The sequence below is a fragment of the Mycobacterium colombiense genome, from assembly GCF_001672755.1.
Lineage (GTDB): Bacteria > Actinomycetota > Actinomycetes > Mycobacteriales > Mycobacteriaceae > Mycobacterium > Mycobacterium colombiense_C.
Window position 1 is genome coordinate 1 of record NZ_LZKI01000029.1, and the last position, 18,478, is coordinate 18,478.

At 67.9% G+C, this 18,478-nt stretch carries 13 protein-coding genes; 6 read left to right on the forward strand and 7 right to left on the reverse strand.

Annotation, left to right across the window (positions count from 1 at the left end):
- The 3 genes from A5708_RS25900 to A5708_RS02990 all read right to left on the reverse strand — a co-directional run.
- Positions 1-236, reverse strand: a 236-nt coding sequence (locus tag A5708_RS25900; protein ID WP_196772516.1) for a rhodanese-like domain-containing protein, incomplete at its 3' end; no start/stop codon positions are given.
- A 71-nt stretch (positions 237-307) separates the two neighbouring features.
- The gene (locus tag A5708_RS02985; RefSeq protein WP_331250431.1) at positions 308-598 is read right to left on the reverse strand and encodes a hypothetical protein; all 291 of its coding nucleotides are present in this window, start codon (positions 596-598) and stop codon (positions 308-310) included.
- Between the two features lie 153 nt (positions 599-751).
- A complete protein-coding gene (locus tag A5708_RS02990; RefSeq protein ID WP_065027203.1) occupies positions 752-4,987 on the reverse strand; it encodes a bifunctional nitrate reductase/sulfite reductase flavoprotein subunit alpha in 4,236 nt (1,411 codons plus the stop codon).
- Between the two features lie 330 nt (positions 4,988-5,317).
- Here A5708_RS02990 and A5708_RS02995 point away from each other — a divergent pair, with 330 nt between their 5' ends.
- Positions 5,318-5,785 (forward strand): LppP/LprE family lipoprotein, encoded by a 468-nt coding sequence (locus A5708_RS02995; protein WP_065027225.1) that lies wholly within the window; start codon positions 5,318-5,320, stop codon positions 5,783-5,785.
- Between the two features lie 349 nt (positions 5,786-6,134).
- A complete protein-coding gene (locus A5708_RS03000) occupies positions 6,135-7,544 on the forward strand; it encodes an MFS transporter (protein WP_155765866.1) in 1,410 nt (469 codons plus the stop codon).
- On the opposite strand, the gene A5708_RS03005 is transcribed toward A5708_RS03000, so the two are convergent.
- From A5708_RS03005 to A5708_RS03015, 3 genes are all read right to left on the reverse strand, one after another.
- Positions 7,534-9,486, reverse strand: coding sequence for an acyl-CoA dehydrogenase (locus tag A5708_RS03005; protein WP_065027204.1), 1,953 nt, complete (start codon positions 9,484-9,486; stop codon positions 7,534-7,536). The two genes, A5708_RS03000 and A5708_RS03005, sit on opposite strands and share 11 nt — an antisense overlap.
- A gap of 103 nt (positions 9,487-9,589) precedes the next feature.
- Positions 9,590-12,049 (reverse strand): ATP-binding cassette domain-containing protein, encoded by a 2,460-nt coding sequence (locus A5708_RS03010; protein WP_065027226.1) that lies wholly within the window; start codon positions 12,047-12,049, stop codon positions 9,590-9,592.
- 132 nt (positions 12,050-12,181) lie between these two features.
- Complete coding sequence (locus A5708_RS03015; protein WP_065027205.1) at positions 12,182-12,670, reverse strand: MarR family winged helix-turn-helix transcriptional regulator; 489 nt, start codon at positions 12,668-12,670, stop codon at positions 12,182-12,184.
- Positions 12,671-12,778: 108 nt separating this feature from the next.
- Between A5708_RS03015 and A5708_RS03020 the strand changes: the two genes are divergently transcribed.
- Genes A5708_RS03020 through A5708_RS03035 form a run of 4 tightly spaced genes read left to right on the forward strand, consistent with a single transcriptional unit; the run spans position 12,779 to position 17,948 of the window.
- Complete coding sequence (locus A5708_RS03020; RefSeq protein ID WP_196772517.1) at positions 12,779-14,824, forward strand: ATP-binding cassette domain-containing protein; 2,046 nt, start codon at positions 12,779-12,781, stop codon at positions 14,822-14,824.
- Entirely contained in the window at positions 14,821-15,675 is an 855-nt protein-coding gene (locus A5708_RS03025; RefSeq protein ID WP_065027206.1) for an energy-coupling factor transporter transmembrane component T family protein, read from the forward strand. The genes A5708_RS03020 and A5708_RS03025 overlap by 4 nt, the downstream gene beginning before the upstream one ends.
- 28 nt (positions 15,676-15,703) lie before the next feature.
- Positions 15,704-16,165: an SRPBCC family protein gene (locus A5708_RS03030; RefSeq protein WP_065027207.1), complete on the forward strand. Its 462-nt coding sequence runs from the start codon at positions 15,704-15,706 to the stop codon at positions 16,163-16,165.
- Positions 16,158-17,948, forward strand: coding sequence for a sulfatase-like hydrolase/transferase (locus tag A5708_RS03035; RefSeq protein WP_081292795.1), 1,791 nt, complete (start codon positions 16,158-16,160; stop codon positions 17,946-17,948). Before A5708_RS03030 ends, A5708_RS03035 begins: the two co-directional genes overlap by 8 nt.
- Here the strand turns inward: A5708_RS03035 and A5708_RS03040 are convergent.
- The gene (locus A5708_RS03040; protein WP_065027208.1) at positions 17,910-18,404 is read right to left on the reverse strand and encodes an Lrp/AsnC family transcriptional regulator; all 495 of its coding nucleotides are present in this window, start codon (positions 18,402-18,404) and stop codon (positions 17,910-17,912) included. The genes A5708_RS03035 and A5708_RS03040 overlap by 39 nt on opposite strands.
- Positions 18,405-18,478: the final 74 nt, after the last annotated feature.

An 18,478-nucleotide genomic window follows, 5' to 3' on the forward strand; every position in this document is an offset into this window, starting at 1 on the left:
GCTCGTGTGCCGCTCCGGACAACGCTCGAACAAGGCCCACGCTCTGCTGCGCGACGCGGGACTGACCGGCGGGCGCGGTTTTCGAGCACGTCGAGCGGCACGTTGTGAGAGTCCGCGATGTGTGCGGTCTCGAACTCGGCGGGGGTCCGCACGTCGACAACGCGTGGCGCGGTGGGCGACTCGAGTAGCTTTCGAAGCTCGACCGAGGTGATCGCGTCGGTGACTGTCGCGGTCATTGGTCCTCCCGGGGTGGGCGGTGGCGTTGTGCTCTATCTACCCCGGCCGGCCGTCGACGCCGATGTTTGGATCAATGTGAATCTGAGGTGATCTGGGTGATCTGGGTGATCTGCAGCGTTTCCGCGCCGTCACGCTCCTCGGCGGCCTCGCAGACGCACACCAGGGCGCCGTGTCGCCACGGCCCGAACTGCGTACCGCGCCTGCGCAGCAGATGCTGCCAGTAGACCTTGTCGCGTTGGTCGCGCGAGAACGCGAAGTCCAGGTTGACGGGCAGCCCCGCCCAATCGACCTGGTCACTGACCACTTCGTCGGCCGTCTCGCCGTACCGCAGCCGGCACTGCAGCGGGCAGCCGTTCTTGATGACCCGATCGGGTCCATCACACTCCTGAGCCACGATGACGTCACTCCTTCAGGTGCGCGACCTTGTGAGTGCATCGTGCGACGCAGAAGTTTCGGCTGCGGTTGTGCGATGTTTCTGCTGTGTTACGGCTTCGGCGGCAGCGGCCGATCGGCGCTAGTAGACGTCGCGGTGGTAGCGCTTATCGGCGCTCAACGACTGGACGTAGTCCTTCGCCGCCTCCGGGTCGAGCTTGCCGAATTCGGCCGCGATCTCGCAGAGCGCCCGGTCGACGTCCTTGGCCATGGGATCGGCGGTGCCGCAGACGTACACCTGGGCGCCGTCCTGCAGCCAGCTCCACAGCTGCGCCCCACGGTTGCGCATCAGGTGCTGCACGTAGACCTTCTGCTGCTGGTCCCGGGAGAACGCCAGGTCCAACTCGGTGAGGAACCCGTCGTCACGCATCTGCTCGAGCTCGTCGCGGTAGTAGAAATCGGTGGCGGCGTGCTGCTCGCCGAAGAACAGCCAGTTGGGTCCGGTGTGGCCGAGCGCGCGCCGTTCCTGGAGAAAGCCGCGGAAGGGCGCGATACCGGTTCCTGGTCCGATCATGATCATCGGTGTGTCCGAGTCGCTCGGCGGCCGGAAGTTGCTCGACTGCTGCAGATAGACGGCGACTCGATCGCCGGGGGAGCGGTCGGCCAGGTAGGTCGAACACACCCCGCGGCGCGGCACGCCCTGGAAGTTGAAGCGCACCGGGGAGACCGTCAGGTGAACTTCCCCCGGACACGCCTTGGGGCTCGACGAGATCGAGTACAGCCGTGGCTGAAGGCGCTTGAGCACGCGCAGCCACTCGTGGGCCGATGCGGACACCGGTAGCTTGGACAGCAGGTCGATGGACTGGCGACCCCAAGTCCAATCCGCCAGTGCGCGTTTGTTTTCCGGCTTCAGCAGCTCCGCGAGCGTCGAGTCACCGGTGCGTTCCTGGACGAACCGCACCAGGTCCCGGCTGATGTGGGCGATCTCGATGCGCTCGGTGAGCGCGGAGCGCAACGACATCAGGCCGTGCTCGCCGACCTCGACCGGGGTCTGGCCGTTCAGCCCGGTCACCGACAGCCATTCGTCGACCAACGCGTCGCTGTTGCGCGGCCACACCCCGAGCGCGTCGCCGGCCTCGTAGGTCACGCATTCTTCCGGCAGGTCGAACACCAAGTGCCGCACGTCTTTTGTCGATTCCGGCTGACTCAACACGGTGTTGCGGACCATGCCGGTGATCAGCGGGTGCTTCTTGCTGTAGGCGCTCGTCGCGTGGCCATTCGAGTGGGACGGTGCCGCTACCGGGGCGGTGCGGGCCGCCGCCACCGCGGCTCCGTCGCCGCCGACGGCCGTGGGCGTCTTGGTCAGCGCGTCGATGACGTCGCGCACCCACTTGGCCGCGGTGTCGTCGTAGTCGGGTTCGCAGTCCACCCGATCGGCGATGCGGGTCGCCCCCAGCTCCGCCAGCCGCGCGTCCAGCTTGCGGCCGTGACCGCAGAAATCGTCGTAGTTGGAGTCGCCCAGCGCGAGCACCGCATAGCGCGTGTCGGTGAATCGCGGCGCACCCTCGCCGGTCAGCGCCCGCCAGAGGCCTGCGCCGTTGTCGGGCGCTTCGCCGTCACCGGTGGTGCTGGTGACGAACAACAGTTCCTTCGTCGTCGCCAACTCGGCCACGGGGAAGTCGTCCATGCTCTGCAGTGCGACCGGAAGTTCGGCGGCGCCCAATTGCGCGGCGATCTCGGCGGCGAGTTCCTCTGCGTTTCCGGTCTGCGATGCCCACAGCACCACGATGGGGCCGCGCTCGGCCGCGGGTTTCGCATCGGCCGGCGCGGCGGGCGGTTGCGCGGCCGCGGGCGTCGGTTGGGCGCCCTCGGGCAGCGCCACCGGCTGAGGTCCGTCGATGCGCGAGAACAGTCCCGCCAGAAGGCCGTCCACCCATAGCCGGGTGCTGGAATCGAACGGCGCGCTCAGCGGCAGGGTGGGCACCCCGCCGGTGCGGCGTCCCGCGTCCGAGCGAAGCCCGGACAGCATGCCGGCCAGGTAGGAGCGGCCGAGCTCGTTGAATTCCGGCTTGGGTTGTGTTGCCACACCCAACAATTCACCGAGGGCGTCGACTTGTGACACGCTGATTTCTCGTACCTCCGTGGGCGCGGGTTCTGGTGTGTCGGTGGGCGCCGGAGTCTCGGTGCCCGAATCGAGTTGAGAGACTGCAATCTTCGTCAGCGTGACGGCGCACGCCTTGAATTCCGGCTGGCTGGAGATCGGGTCGACCGCATCGTTGGTGACGGCGTTGATCGACAGGTATTCGCCGAAGGCGTCGTTCCAGTGGAAGGGCGCGAAGCAGTTGCCGGGCCGCACCCGGTCGCTGACGACGGCGGGCAGCACGGCACGGCCTCGGCGGGAAGCGATTTCGACCCGATCGTCGTCGGCGATCTGCAGGCGCGCGGCATCGTCGGGGTGGATCTCGACGAACGGCCCGGGATTGAGTTTGTTGAGCTTGGCGACCTTGCCGGTCTTGGTCATGGTGTGCCATTGGTGTGGCAGGCGACCGGTGTTCAGCAGGAACGGGTAATCGTCGTCGGGCATTTCCTCGGGCATCAGGTGCGGGCGGGCGAAGAACACCGCACGACCCGTCGCCGTGGGAAAAGCGAGTCGCGGCACGCTGCCGTCCTCGCGCACCAACTGCGTCTGGCTGACGCCGTCGTTGAGATAGCGGATCGGGTTGCGGTCACCGTCGCCCTCCGGTGGGCACGGCCACTGCAGCGGGCTCTGACGCAGCCGCTCATAGCTGACGCCGCGCAGGTCGTAACCGGTTTTCGGGTTCGAGAACCGCTTGATCTCTTCGAAGACTTCCTCGGCGGAGTCGTAGCTGAAGGCCTCCGAAAAGCCCATCTCGCAGGCGATCCGGGCGATGATCTGCCAGTCGGGCAGGGCGTGGTTCGGCGCCCGGATCGCGGGCTGGAACAATGTCATGTTGCGCTCGGAATTGACCATGACCCCTTCGGACTCCGTCCACAGGGTCGCCGGCAACAACACATCGGCGTATTCATTGGTCTCGGTCTCGAAGAATGCGTCCTGGGTCATCACCAATTCGGCGCGTTCCAGTCCGGCCAGCACCGTCTTTCGGTTGGCAACGGAGGCAACGGGATTGGTGCAGATGATCCAGCATGCCTTGATCTGCCCATCGGCCATCCGGGAGAACATGTCGATGGTCCCACTGCCCACCTCGGTGCGCAGCGTACCGCGGGGAACGCCCCACAGGTTTTCCACGAATTCGCGGTCGTCGTCGGATGCCACCGAACGCTGGCCCGGCAATCCCGGCCCCATGTAACCCATCTCGCGACCGCCCATCGCGTTGGGTTGTCCGGTGAGGGAGAAGGGGCCACTGCCCGGCTTGCAGATCGCGCCGGTGGCCAGGTGCAGGTTGCAGATGGCGTTGGTGTTCCAGGTGCCGTGTGTGCTCTGATTGAGGCCCATCGTCCAGCAGCTCATGAAATTCTCGGCCTCGCCGATCATTTGGGCCGCCGCGCGGATGTCGTCTTCGGGGATGCCGGTCGCCGCGCTGACCATGTCGGGGGTGTACTGCTCCAGGAAACTGGGCATCACCTCCCAGCCTTCGGTGAATTCGGCGATGAAGTCGGCGTCGGTGTGGCCGTTCTCGACGATGAGGTGCAGCAGCCCGTTGAGCAGGGCCAGATCCGAGCCCGGGGCGATTTGCAGGAACAGATCGGCCTTGTCGGCGGTCGCGGTGCGGCGCGGATCGACGACGATCAGCTTCGCGCCGGCCTTGACCCGGTCCATCATGCGCAGGAACAGGATGGGATGGCAGTCGGCCATGTTCGCGCCGATGACGAAGAAGACGTCGGCACGCTCGAAGTCCTGGTAGGACCCGGGCGGTCCGTCCGCACCCAGCGAGAGCTTGTAGCCGGAACCCGCGCTGGCCATGCACAGTCGCGAGTTCGACTCGATCTGGTTGGTGCCGATGAAGCCCTTGGTCAGCTTGTTCGCCAGGTACTGCGCCTCGATGGACATCTGGCCGGACACGTACATCGCGAACGCGTCCGCGCCGTGCTCATCGACGATCGCTCGTAACCGCCTCGCGCACTGGGTGATCGCCCGGTCCATGTCGATGGGCTCGAGTGGTTCCCCGCGGTCGGCCCGCGCATGCGCCGAGTCCATCCGGCCCGGCGCGCCGAGCATGTCCGCGGTGGTGGCGCCCTTGGTGCACAACCGCCCAAAGTTGGCCGGATGTTCTTTGTTTCCAACCGACTTGGCGACGTGATCGCGGCCCGTTTTCGGATCCGTTGTGATCTGCAACACCATGCCGCAGCCGACGCCGCAGTAAGCGCACATGGTGTTCACGGCGTTCTCACGCGCCATGGACTCCCTAGCCACGCTTACGTCCCTCCATCGAGTGCGTACGGGGTTAGCTCCGTATCGGGTGAGTTCATTGTGGAGCAGGCATGTTTCGGCACCGCTGCTCGAAATTTCCCCCGGTTTACTTCTTCCTCTCAACGGCCAACGCGCCGGTGTGAAATCGCCGGGGGAATTCAGGGCTCAGGATCGCGTTAGCGCAGGTCACCGTTGACCGACCGCCCCGCTTGAGGTTACTCAGCGCGCGCCTCGAAACGCTTCTCAGAACGGGGTTTTTGACCAAACCGACGGGACATTCACAGTCTTCGCTAAGCTCACCGCGTGCGTCAGCTCATTGTGATCTTTCTGGTTTTGCTGGCCTCCGGCTGCGGCTGGAAGCCGACCGCGCCACCGCAGGCCCGACCCGACACCTGCAAGGACTCCGACGGGCCCACGGCCGACACCGTGCGCCGGGCCATCACCGCGGTTCCCATCGCCGTCCCCGGCACCATCTGGGTCGAGATGGGCCGGGGGCACACGCGAAACTGCCGGTTGCACTGGGTGCAGATCATCCCGACCATCGCCAGCGAATCAAGTCCGCAACAACTGCTGTTCTTCGACCACAACACGCCGCTCGGTAGCCCCACCTCGAACCCGAAGCCGTATATAACCGTGCTACCGCCTTCGGATGACACCGTCACCGTTCAATACCAGTGGCAGAAGGGAAATGATCAGCTGTGCTGTCCCACCGGGATCGGAACGGTGAAGTTCCGGATCGGCCCGGACGGCAAGCTGCAAACGCTTGGCAAGGTCCCGAATCAATAACGTTCCACATCAACGACTTCCCTGCCCACCCGGGGTGCCGCCGGAAACCAATGGCGTTGTGTAACAGTCTGATCACGCCAGCGCGGCCCCAAGGCCGTGGCCAGGCGCGATCCAGGATTCAAAACGACCCGGGGCGAAGGCATTTCGGTCCCATCACGGCGGCGGCGAACCCGCACGGCGTTGATTCAGGAAATTCTCACCGTACGATGCGGAATTGCTTGGGAAGCCCTGTCATCCTGGACGACCGGTGCCGGGCGATCATTGCGGAGCCACCGACACGGGCCGGCCGCCGGGCGCCCCGGCATCCGGGTGTGACGCCTACGAGCAGTGAGGCTGGAAGGCAGGGTTGATGGGGCGGTCACGGCGGATCTCGCACTGGGACCCCGAAGACGATGTGGCATGGGAAGCCGGTAACAAGGTCATCGCCCGGCGCAACCTGATCTGGTCCATCGCGACGATGCACGTCGCTTTTTCGATTTGGTACCTGTGGTCGGTGATGGTGCTGTTCATGCCGCAGTCCGTCTACGGTTTCTCCACCGGCGACAAACTGTTGGTGGGCGCCACCGCGGCGCTGGTAGGGGCGCTGGTGCGCATCCCCTACGCCATGGCCACGGCCCGGCTGGGTGGCCGCAACTGGGCGGTGTTGTCGTCGGTGGTGCTGCTGATCCCCACGGCGGCCGCCATCGCGCTGTTGGCGCACCCCGGCCTGCCGTTGTGGCCGTATCTGGTGTGCGCGGCGTTGACCGGCCTGGGCGGCGGAAACTACGCGGCTTCGCTGGCCAACGTCGAATCCTTCTTCCCGCAGCGTCGCAAAGGGTTCGCGCTGGGCCTGACCGGCGGAATCGGCAACCTGGGCGCGGCGAGCATCCAGGCCGTCGGGCTCGTCGTACTGGCCACCGCGGGCAACCAGGCGCCGTATTGGGTGTGCGCCGTCTACCTGGTGCTCTTGGCCGTCGTCGGCGTCGGGGCCGCACTGTTCATGGACAACCTGGATCACTTCATCGAGGTCGCACACGTGCGCTCCGTGCTCGCGGTGCCCGACACCTGGGCGATCTCGTTTCTCTACATGTGCGCCTCGGGCTCGTTCATCGGGTTCGCGTTCGCGTTCGGCCAGGTCATCGCCCACAACTTGATCGCCGGCGGGCAGACCCACGCGCAGGCGGCCCTGCACGCGGCGGAGATCGCCTTCATCGGACCGCTGCTCGGATCGGTGGCGCGGGTGATCGGCGGCAAGCTGGGCGACCGCTTCGACGGCGGCCGCGTCACGCTCACCGTGCTGGCCGCGATGATCGGCGCCGGCGGGTTCCTGGTCGCTGTGAGCATCCACGACGACCTGACCCGCGCCCCCGGCGCACCGGTGTCGATCTACACGACCGCCGGCTACATCGCCGGATTCATCGCCCTGTTCATCTTCTGCGGCGTCGGCAAGGGCTCGGTGTTCAAGCTCATCCCCTCGGTCTTCGCCGAGCGCAGCCGCGCGCTGGACCTGGACAACACCGAGCGCCGCCACTGGGAACGCGTCAGGTCGGCGGCGTTGATCGGCTTCGCCGGCTCGTTCGGCGCGCTGGGCGGCATGGTGATCAACCTGGCGCTGCGGGAGTCCTACACCACCACCGGCACCGAGACGCCGGCCTTCTGGGCGTTCATGATCTGCTACGTCGCCGCGGCGCTGTTGACCTGGGCGAGGTACGTGCGGCCGCAACGCCCGGCCGGCGCGCCCGGCCGGGAGGCGATCGCCGAACAGGCCGTCAGCTTGTGAGGGCTTCGGACAAGTTCTCCGGGTGCAGCATCTCGGCGTAACGCAACCGCTCCGGGACCCCGAACCCGTCGACGATCGTCTCGGCGTGCGGGCGCAGCGCCCGGCACCGGTCGTTGATTCCGCGGGTGACCGCCTTGGCGCGCTCGGTGGACAGGTAGCGGTGCTCGATGTACCAGGCCTTGTCGTCCTCGATCACCGACAGCGCGTACAGGTCGCACAGGATGCCGAGAAGTTCGCGGGCCTGCTCGTCGGGACAGGCATCGATCCCGGCGACGAACGCTTCCAGCACCACGCGGTCGATGTGGGCGCCGGCCGCATGCAGCACGTGATCCTGCACCGAGTTGAAAGCATCGAATTCGGACATCTCCTTGGATTTCGCCTGCAGCCGGCGCGCCACGGATGCCAGCAGATATTCCTCGCGGTCCTCGAACATCTTGATCTGGGTGCCGCGGTTGAACAGGCTGCCCTCTTCTTCGCTGTCTTGCCGCGCATCCACGATCGTTTGGATGATCGTTTCTGCCGCAGTGCGTTTGACGACGCGTTCGCCAACGGTGTTGGCGGCGAAGCGAACCCATTCGACCGGGCTCATGCTCTTGATGTCGTCGGCGTAGGCGGTCAGCAGTTCCTTGGCCACCAGCTGGGTCAGCACGTGGTTGTCGCCCTCGAATGTGGTGAAGACGTCGGTGTCACCCCGCAGCCCGATCAGCCGGTTCTCGGCCATGTAGCCGGCGCCGCCGCACGCCTCGCGGGACTCCTGGATCGCGCGGCTGGCGTGCCAGGTGTTGGCGGCCTTCAGCCCGGCCGCCCGCGCTTCCAGTTCGCGCTGCTCGTCGGCGTCGGGTGCATCCGCGCTCTGCACGTCGTGGCACTTGCCGACCAACTCGTTCTGCGCGAATTGCAGCGCGTATGACTTCGCGATCAACGGAAACAGTCGACGCTGGTGCACGAGGTAATCCATGATCAGCACCTCGGAACCGTCATCGGGTGCGCTGAACTGCCTGCGCTGCAACGCATACCGGGTGGCGATGTCTAAGGCCACCCGGCCTGCGGCGCCCGCGCTGCCGCCCACCGTGATCCGGCCGCGTACCAGGGTGCCCAGCATGGTGAAGAACCGGCGGTTCGGGTTCTCGATCGGCGAACTGTAGGTGCCGTCGGCCGCGACGTCGCCGTACTTGTTCAGCAGGTTGACCCGCGGGACACGGACATGGTCGAACACGATGCGGCCGTTGTCGACGCCGGGCAGCCCGCCCTTGTATTCGCAGTCCGACGTGGTGACGCCGGGCAGGTCGTTGCCGTCCTCGTCGCGGATAGGAACAAGGACGCAGTGCACACCGTGATTGACCGGCTTGCCGTCCTCGGTGGTGATCAGTTGTGCGAAAACCGCTGCCATGGTGGCGGTTTCGGCGGCGCCGCCGATGTAGTCCTTGCGGGCCGACGGGGTGGGGGAGTCGATGACGAACTCTTGGGTCTCCGGGTCGTAGGTCGCGGTGGTCTCCAGCGACTGCACATCGCTGCCGTGGCCGGTCTCGGTCATCGCGAAACAGCCGCGCAACTCGAGGCTGATGATCTTGGGCACGTACATCTCGTGGTGGCGTTCCGTGCCCAGGTTCTCCACGGCCCCGCCGAACAACCCCCACTGCACGCCGGCCTTCACCATCAGCGACAGGTCCGACATCGCCAGCATCTCGATCATCGTGATCGCCGCACCGACGTCGCCGGTGCCGCCGTGTTCCTTCTTGAAACTGTCGGCGGCCGCGCCGAACGCCGCCATGATTCGCATCTGCTCCGCCACCTTGGTGCGGGCGATCACGGTGTTCGGGGTGTAGTGCGGGCGGAAGAGATCCTCGGTGAGTGCGTCCCGCATCCGGTTTCTGACATCGCGCCAGCGCCCGTCCAAGGCGTTGCGCAGATACTCGGCAGTGGTAGTTGTTTCAGGCGCCATAAGCCGACAGTAATGGGCGGTTCGCGTCGCGGCGAACATCGATGACAGTTCATGTCGCCGAACGGAACTTCGCGGCGGGGGGTCAGCCGCCGGCGCCGGAAACTCAGCGCTCGGGGTGACGGGCTTGCGGCTCGGGATCGGGAGACGGGCCGCGGCTGTGGCCGAGGGGCGACCGCAGCCGATAGAGCGTGAACCCGGCCGCGATGACGCCGAACAACACGAGCATCCCCATGTCGAACACCCACCAGCCGCTGTAGTGGGTCCACGTCACGGCGTCGGCGGCCAGCGAGTCGACCCTGCGCAGATTCACGGTGGAGGCCGCGGCCGCGAAACCCCACTGGGCCGGGACGAACCAGCTGATCTGCTGCAGGCCCAGCACGCTGACCAGCTGCACCAGGCTCCCGTTGAACAGCGCGGACGCCAGGACCACCGGAACCACCAGCGGCAGCACCTCCCGCGGTGACTTGCCCAGGGACGACAGCGCGAGGCCGATGACCGCGGAGACGATCGCGGTGACGGCCACGCTCGCGTAGAGCTCGACCGTGGCGTTGTGCAGCAGAACGGCGCTGCGTCCCGGCTCGCCCTTGACCGCGGTGACGATCGCGAACACGACGGCCGTCCAGATGGCCGCGGCCAGGCCATAGACGGTGAATTTGGCGGTCAGGTAGGCGGGCGCGGACAGCCCGACCTCCTGCTCGCGCCGGAAGACGCGCTGTTCGCACACCACCGCGCGGATGGTCAGCGCCGTCCCGATGATGACCGCGGCGATGTTGAAGGCGGCCAGAATCTCGATGGCTTCGTGCGGGTTGGCGCTGCCCGGGTCGGGCCGCGTCAGGCCGGAATCACCCGGGATCAGCAGCGCGAGCCCCGCCAGCACGAACGGCAGGATCACCAGGAACGCAAAGTAGCTGCGATCGCCGAGCAGCAGGCGAAGCTCGCGCCGGGCCATCAACCGGATCTGCCGGTTTCTCGACAGCGCGGGCGGTGTCGGACCGGGCGCCGCGACTTCGGGCGGGGCGGTCGGTGCCGCCGTCTGCGGCCGCGCGCGGAAGGCGCGGTGGGCCCCTTCGGGATCGGCGCCGACCTGCGCAAGCACCCTCGACCAGTCGTTGGTGCCCATCGCGGACTCGACCTGCAGGGGCGTTCCGAGGTATGCGACTTTGCCCGCGCCGGTGAGCACCAACACCTGGTCGCACGCGTTCACGTCGGTGAGCGACGAGTGCGCCGAAATCGCGACCACGACGGCGCAGCCGATGTTGGCCTGGTGCCGCAGCATCGCCATGACGTGCCGCTGCTGGGCCGCATCCAGTCCGGCGGTGGGTTCGTCGACCACGAGCAGGCTCGGCCGGCTGACGAGCTCGACCGCCAGGGCGGCGCACCGGCGCGCCTCGGGTGAGAGTTTGCGGATTCTGGTGTCCCGGTGCGGTGTCAGCTCGAGTTCGTCGAGAACCTGGCTGACAACGCGCTGGCGCTGCTCGGCCCCGGTGTCCGGTGGCAGCCGCAGTTCGGCGGCGTACTCCACCACCTGCGCGACGGTGAGCTGCCGGTGCAGGCGGTTGTCGCGCGGGACCACCCCGATGCGGGTGCGCATGAACTCCGGCTCGGCGTGGACATCGTGGGCGTCCACGATGACGCGTCCGGCGCTGAGTTCCCTGGTGCCGGCCAGCAGCGCGAGCAGCGCGGAATTGCGTGCGGCAGACGGTCCGATGACCGCGGTCATGGTGCCGGGACGCGCGGTGAACGAGATGCCCGACAGCGTCTCGCGGCCGTCGACCGCCAGCCCCAGCTGATAGGCCGTCATACCGGTGGTGCGCGACGCGGTGAGCAGCGGCAGCCGAAAGGTGGAGTTGGGTTCCTCGGTGCGAAAGGAGGGGCGCGGGGTGCGCAGCTTGCTGGTCACCATCCGCTCGATCAGGCTCGGGCCCTTGTGCTGCTCGGGCTCCGCGGCGGGCGGCGGGCCCGGCGGAGCCGGTGGCTGAGCCGGGGGTGCTGCGGGCGGGAGAACCGCGCCGGGCGGCGGTGGTGGCGGTGGGCCGGGCTGGACAGGCCGCTGGGCGGCGGGTGGTGGAGGCATGGCCACGGGCATCCGCTGGGTTGCGCTCTGCGTGGGAAGCCGCGGATCGGGTGTGTTCGGACGGCCCGGCGGCGGCGCGCCGGGTGGAACCGGAGGCGCCTGGGGTGGATACGCCGGGCCGGGGGGCGGAGGAGGTCCGAGCGGTGCGCCCGAGGGCGCGGTTTGAAAGACCAGGCGCGGACCCTGCTGGGGATCCCCGATGCTGATTCCCAGGCCGTCGCGGATCTCGAGGGTCGGCACTCGCGACCCGCCGGCGAAGATGCCGCGGCGGCTCAGATCGATGGCCACCCAGTGAGTCCCCGTGAACCGCAGGATCACGTCCACCCGGGGCGCCGGGGGCGGTTGCGGGGGATTGCCCAGATGCGCCAGCGGAATGTCACAACCCGGGCCGTAGCCCACGATCACGTCGCGGCCCGGCGTGAAGACGTACCGCGTCGGTCCGGCCCATACGGTCAGCGAGGCCGGAAGGGCCGAACCCTCGGTCGGCATGGCCGCCACCTTTCGTCACCGGTCAGCTCGATTTGGTCTCGCCTTCAGGACTGCGTCGCCCGCGGGCGTCGGTCGCCGCACCCGTTTAAGTGTCTACCCCTGCCCGAGCGTCACCCGCCAGCGTCGCGCCGCTCACAGTGGGTTGCGGCGCCCCGCAAGGGAGGTGGCAAGCGAGGCGTTGTCGAGCAGCCGGCGCAGCACCTCGACCGCATGCATCAGCACCTGCCGGTCCGCGTCGTCGAGCAGCGCCAACTGCGGTTCGATCGCGGCGGCACGGTCGGCACGAACCGCGTTGAGCGTGCGCCGGCCCTCGGCCGTGATGCGGATTCGGACCGCACGCGCGTCCCCCGGGTCGACCATCCGGGTCACCAGGCCCGCCTCCTCGAGGCGGCGCACCTGCGTCGTCATCGTCGGTTGCGAACAGTGGTCGACGGCGGCCAGGTCACCGATGCGGGCTTCGCCGTGGGCTTCGATGGTGGCCAGCAGTCTGGCCTGCGCTGCCGGCAAGGGCATCTGGATGCGCTGGGTGGCCATGCGGTTGAGCCGCGCGACCACGGCGAGCAGGTCGGCACCCAGTCCCTGCGCTCCCTCGAGCTTTGCGGCATCGACATCGTTGTCCATGTATCCATGGTTGCATAGCTTTGCTAAGCGAGGCCAAAAAGACGACGCGTGCCGCGCAAAACCCATCTTCAGCGGACACTCCTGCTGGCGGCTGGCAGAATCGCCCAAGTGACCTTGCTGCGTTTCCGGCGATCGAAGGAAGGGGCGCTGCGGCCGAATGAGTTGGCACAGGCCGCGGTCATGGGGGCCCTCTGCGCGGCGATCGAGATCCTGGCCGCAGTAATCCCATTCGCTCAGGGACTCGGCGTGCTGGGCACCGTGCCGATGGGACTGCTGGCCTACCGCTACCGCCCCCGGGCGCTGATGGCCGCGACGGTGGCCGGCGGGGTGATCGCCTTTTTGATCGCCGGGCTGGGCAGCCTGTTCATGTTGATCGACTGCGCCTGGGTCGGCGGATTGTGCGGCATCGTCAAACGCAAAGGCCGCGGCTTGCCGACGGTCGCCCTGTTGTCGTTGACCGCTGGTGTCCTCTGGGGCGCCGGCTGGGTCGCGGTGCTGGCGGTGCTGACCCGGCTGCGGCATTTGTTCTTCGACGTCATCACCGCCAATGCCAACGGCGTCGCAGCGTTTTTGAACTGGGTCCACCTGCAGGGCGTCGGCGCGGGGCTGAAGCGGTACGTCGCCGACGGGATACAGCACTGGCCGTTGCTGATTTTCCCCTACATGGTCCTGTTGGTCGTGATCGTTGCGTTCATCAGCTGGTCGGCGCTGTCCCGCCTCCTGGAGCGGATGCGCAAAATCCCTGACGTCCACAAGCTGGACAGCTCCGGTGACGTTCAGGCGCAAGGCAGCCCGGTGGGACCGGTGCCGGTGCGGTTGGACAGGGTGCGGTTCCGGTACCCCGGCGCCGAGCGGGACGCGCTGCGCGAGGTCAGCCTCGATGTCCAGGCCGGCGAGCACATCGCGGTGACCGGCGCCAACGGTTCGGGCAAGACGACGTTGATGCTGATCTTGGCCGGCCGGGCACCGACGGCAGGCAGCGTCGAGCGGCCGGGAACGGTGGGGCTCGGCGAGATGGGCGGCACGGCAATTGTGTTGCAGCATCCCAAAAGCCAGGTTCTCGGTACCCGGGTCGCCGACGACGTGGTGTGGGGATTGCCCCCGGACGCCGAGATCGACGTCGACCAACTGCTGCACGAGGTCGGCCTCGAAGGCCTCGCCGAACGCGACACCGGAAGCCTGTCCGGCGGCGAACTGCAGCGCCTCGCCCTCGCGGCCGCGCTGGCGCGGGATCCTGCGCTGCTGATCGCCGACGAGGTCACCACCATGGTCGACCAGGAGGGGCGAGATGCCTTGCTGGGCGTGCTCTCCGGCCTCGCCAAGCGGCACCAGACGGCGTTGGTGCACATCACCCATTACGACAACGAGGCCGCATCCGCCGACCGGATCATCAAACTCAGTGATTCGCCGGACAACACGGTGACGAGCGACACCGCGACCGCGCCGGCCCCAACCACCACCGCCGTCGGTGACAGCTCGCCGACGCCGGTGCTCGAACTGATCGATGTCGGCCACGAATACGCCAGCGGCACACCGTGGTCCAAGGTCGCGCTGCGCGATATCAGCTTTGTGGTGGAGCAGGGCGACGGGGTGTTGATCCACGGCGGCAACGGCTCGGGCAAGTCGACGCTGGCGTGGATCATGGCCGGCCTGACCACCCCGACCGCCGGCACCTGCCTGATCGACGGCGAGCCCACCCACGAGCGCGTGGGCGAGGTCGCGCTGTCGTTCCAGTCCGCCCGGTTGCAGTTGATGCGCGATCACGTGGACGCCGAAGTCGCATCCGCAGCGGGCTTTTCGCACCTCGACACCGATCGCGTGGCCGAGGCGCTGACCTCGGTCGGGCTGGACCCGGCGTTGGGCAAGCGCCGGATCGATCAGCTCAGCGGCGGCCAGATGCGCCGCGTGGTGCTGGCCGGGCTGCTGGCCCGCTCCCCGCGAGCGTTGGTCCTCGACGAGCCGCTGGCGGGATTGGACATGGGCAGCCAGCGCGGCCTGCTCAGGCTGCTGGAGAACCTGCGCAAGGAACGAGGCCTGACGGTCGTGGTGATCTCGCACGACATCGTCGGGCTCGAGGAGCTCTGCCCGCGAGCGCTGTTCCTGCGCGACGGCATGCTGGAAACGGCGTCGACCGCGGCGGGGGGCGTGTCGTGACCGCACCCGCGGACACCAAGCCGGCACCGGGCCGCACCCGGCGCACGCACCGCCCGGTGGTGCTGTTGGTGCCGGTGCCCGGCACGTCGAAGATCCACGAGTTGTGGGCCGGGACCAAACTGCTGGTGGTGCTGGGTGTTTCGATATTGCTGACCTTCTACCCGGGCTGGGCCACCGTCGGGCTGATGTTGGCCTTGCTGATCACCGCGGCCCGGCTCGCCCACATCCCCCGCGGCGCGGTGCCGTCGCCGCGGCGCTGGATATGGATCGCCCTGGCGGTGGGCGCCATAACTGCCGCGCTCGGAGCCGGTCCTCCGGTGATCGAGATAGCCGGAGTGCACATCGGTTTGGGCGGAACGTTGCATTTCGTGCGGGTCACCGCGCTGTCGATCGTGTTGATCGGACTCGGCGCGATGCTGTCGTGGACCACCAACGTCGCCGAAATGGGGCCGGCGCTGGCGGCTTTGGGCCGACCGCTGCGGTGGCTGCGGATCCCGAGCGACGAATGGGCCGTCGCCCTGGCGCTGGCGTTGCGTGCCTTCCCGATGTTGATCGAAGAATTCCAGGTGCTCTACGCCGCGCGGCGGCTGCGCCCCAACCAGGAACCGCGAAACCGCAGGGCGCGGCGGCGACAGCAGGCCCGCGACATGATCGATTTGCTCACGGCGGCAATCGTGGTGACGCTGCGACGGGCCGACGAGATGGGCGACGCGATCACCGCCCGGGGCGGCATCGGCCAGCTGGCGGCCGCACCGGCGCGACCGAAGCTGGCGGACTGGATGACGCTCGGCATCACCACCGCGGCCGGCGCGATCGGAGTCCTGATCGACTCGCTATCGCCGTTCCACTAGGCAACCCGTTGCCCGGCTGCGTGAGCAGATGACCGATATCCAGCGCACGCGCATCATCGCGGCTGCCGTCGACGACATCTGGAATGTCTTGGCGGACTTCGGTTCGATCAGCGCCTGGGCCGGTAACGTCGACCACTCGTGCGTCCTGCATTCCGGTCGGAACGGACAGCCGGTCGGCACCGCCCGCCGGGTCCAGGTCAAGCGCAACGCCCTGGTCGAGCGCATCACCGAATTCGAGCCACCCCGCGCCCTCGCGTACGACATCGACGGCCTGCCCCGCCGCCTGCGCAGGGTGTCCAATCGCTGGACGCTGGCCCCGGCGGGCGGGGCGCGGCCGCTCCAGACCCGGGTGACGCTGACCAGCACCGTCGAAATCGGCCCCCGCCCAACGCAGAAGCTGGCCGAACGCGTCCTGTGCCGCTTCCTTGCGCGACAGTCCGCCGCGATGCTCGCCGGGCTGGCGAACCGATTGGAGAACGGCCGTGTCTGATCGCCCCGACGTCGTCATCGTGATGACGGACGAAGAACGCGCGGTGCCACCCTACGAGGCGCCCGACGTGCTCGCGTGGCGCGCTCGGGCACTGGCTGGGCGCAGGTGGTTTGAGGATCACGGCGTGAGTTTCGGCCGCCACTACACCGGCTCCCTGGCCTGCGTGCCTAGTCGCCCAACGATTTTCACCGGGCACTATCCCGACCTGCACGGGGTCACCCAGACCGACGGTATCGGGAAGGCCGCCGACGATTCGCGCATGCGGTGGCTGCGCCGGGGTGAAGTGCCCACCCTGGGCAATTGGTTTCGCGCCGCGGGGTACGACACCCACTACGACGGCAAGTGGCACATCTCGCATGCCGATCTCCTCGACCCGGCAACCGGCCGCTCGTTGGCCACCAATGACGATGACGGAACCGTCGACCCCGCAGCGGTGCGCCGCTACCTGGAGGCCGATCCGCTTGCGCCGTTTGGCTTCTCGGGCTGGGTCGGCCCCGAGCCGCACGGGGCGGCGCTGGCCGACGCCGGCATCCGGCGCGACCCGTTGATCGCCGACCGAATCGTCGCCTGGCTCACCGACCGCTACGCCCGCCGTCGCGCCGGAGACCCAGCCGCGCTGCGTCCGTTCCTGCTGGTGGCCAGCTTCGTGAATCCCCATGACATTGTGCTGTTTCCGGCATGGTCACGGCGGGGCCCGATCAAGCGCTCACCGCTGGACCCGCCGCCGGTGCCCCCGGCCCCGACCGCGGATGAAGACCTGTCCACCAAGCCCGCCGCCCAGATCGCCTTCCGCGAGGCGTATTACTCGGGGTACGGCCCGGCGCCCGCGATCAACTGGACCTATCGGCGCAACGCGCAGCGCTACCGCGACCTCTACTACCGATTGCATGCCGAGGTGGACGGGCCGATCGAGCGGGTGCGGCGGGCCGTCACCGAAAATGGTTCGCGTGACGCGCTGCTGGTGCGTACGGCCGATCACGGCGACCTCCTCGGGGCGCATGGCGGGCTGCACCAGAAGTGGTTCAACCTCTACGACGAAGCCACCCGTGTGCCGTTCGTCATCGCTCGCATCGGTGAGCGCACGACGCAGCGGCGGGTGGTCGAGGCGCCGACCTCGCACGTGGACCTGGTTCCGACGTTGCTCGGCGCGGCCGGCATCGACGTGGCGGAGGTGGCGGCCACGCTGGCGCAGTCGTTCTCCGAAGTGCACGAGCTGCCGGGCCGCAACCTCATGCCGATCGTCGACGGCGCTGCGGCCGACGAGACCCGGGCCGTTTACCTGATGACCCGCGACAACATGCTCGAGGGAGACAGCGGGGCTTCGGGTTTGGCGCGACAATTGAAGCGGACCGTCAATCCCCCCGCGCCGCTGCACATCCGGGTGCCGGCCCACACCGCGTCGAATTTCGAGGGGCTCGTCGTCCGCGTCGACGAGGCGACGGCCGCCGGGGGCGGCGGGCATCTGTGGAAGCTGGTCCGCACCTTCGACGATCCGGGCACGTGGACCGAGCCCGGCGTGCGCCACCTGGCGGCCAACGGGCTCGGGGGAGAGGCCTACCGGACGTCGCCGATCGACGACCAGTGGGAGCTGTACGACCTGACCGCCGACCCGATCGAAGCCACGAACCGCTGGACCGATCCGCTACTGCACGACCTGCGCCGGCATCTGCGCACCCAACTCAAACACGTCCGGGCCAAGTCGGTTCCCGAGCGAAACAACCCGTGGCCGTATGCATCTCGCCGCTCAGCACCGGCCCGCCCGCGGGGGCTCCGCCGGCGCTGACCACCGAGGGTAGGGCCGCATCCGGTCGATCAGGTTCGACAACACGACGATGCTCTCACTGCGCTCGATGTCGGCACTGGACCGGATTCGTTCCAACGCCGTCTCCAGATGCTGCATGTCGCGGGCCAGCACATGCAGGATCGCATCGGGGGTACCGGTGACCGTCGCGGCACTGAACACCTCGGGGATATCCACCCAGGCCGCTCGCAGCTCATCGGGTGCGATCCGGCCGTGGCAGAACACCTGCACATAAGCCTCGGTGTTCCAGCCCAGCGCGTTGCGGTCGATGACCGTGGTGAAGCTCTTGATGACGCCGCTGTCCAGCATCCGGTCCACACGCCGCTTCACCGCCGGCGCAGACAAATTCACCTTCTCGCCGATCTCGGCGAAGGTGGCGCGCGCATGCTCGGTCAGCTCGGCGAGGATGCGCTCGTCGGTCTCATCCAAGCGGTCCATGGCGTCCCTTCCCCGCAGCACACAACAAATCGATGATTTCAGCACTGTAGCGCAATAAATCGACCCTAGACACG